A 1,049-nucleotide genomic window follows, 5' to 3' on the forward strand; every position below is an offset into this window, starting at 1 on the left:
TACTTTGTCAAACTTTTCCGCAGCCCAAGCTTGGCCGTCAAAATCCTGCTCAAGGTTAGCGTGATAAAATTGCGCGTTATTGATTTGGTTCAAAGATGCATTATTTGAGGCTTTTTCGACCATCTCAGCCACACCTTCTACGCCAACGACATGTTTAGCACGCTTTGCGATCGGCAAGCTGAAGTTGCCTAATCCACAGAACAAATCTAACACTCGTTCGTCACTTTGAGGGTCTAACCACTCAATCGCCTGTTCCACCATTTTCTGGTTCACCGCTTGGTTGACCTGAATAAAGTTGTTCGGTGCAAAAGGGATTTTTACGCCCGCTTCTTGATAGAAAGGCACCTCACCTGCAACTAAGTTAAGTTGGTCAGTTTCTGGCATCAGATACAACGAGGCTTGATGGCGTGTCGCTAATTCAACTAATGCACTGACTTCTTCATCGGCCAAATTACTTAAGTGTCGCAGCGTGATACAAGGCCCGTTGTCACCCAACACCAGTTCTACATGCCCCAATTGCTCTGGCTTTTTGAACGCTGTTAGCACCGAATAAATCTCAGGCAATAGCACATTCAACTCAGGAGCCAATACCGGACAATCCGTCACTTGTGCAATTTGCTTGCTTTGCTTTTTGCGGAAGCCGAAGTGCAACTGACGCGTTTTCTTATCGACAAACAAACTCACGCGAGCACGACGTCGGTAACCTAAAGACTCGCCCAATACTGGCGCATCCAACTCAATGTCACTGCCAGCAAATTTTCGCATCAACTGACGCAGCGTCTGCTGTTTGTGCGTCAATTGTTGGTCATAATTGAGGTGCTGCAAATCACAGCCGCCACATTCATGATAATGCGGACAAAATGGCTCAACGCGCGCGTCGCTTGGCTTTAGGATTTTAATCAGCTTGCCGCGAGCAAATTTGCTCTTCTCTTCCACCAATTGCGTCACCACTTCTTCACCTGGTAATGCGCCGTCAATGAACAACGGTTTCTTTTTAAGGTAAGCAATACCTGCGCCGTGGTGATCCAAACGCTCTACTTGTACCGCTT

The 1,049-nt window shown here is 47.1% G+C and carries 1 protein-coding gene; it reads right to left on the minus strand.

Annotation, left to right across the window (positions count from 1 at the left end; translation table 11 throughout):
* On the minus strand, positions 1-1,049 hold a 1,049-nt coding region (gene rlmD / locus R8N47_RS23740), incomplete at both ends, for a 23S rRNA (uracil(1939)-C(5))-methyltransferase RlmD (RefSeq protein ID WP_318185918.1).

The sequence above is a fragment of the Vibrio sp. 2132-1 genome, assembly GCF_033344315.1.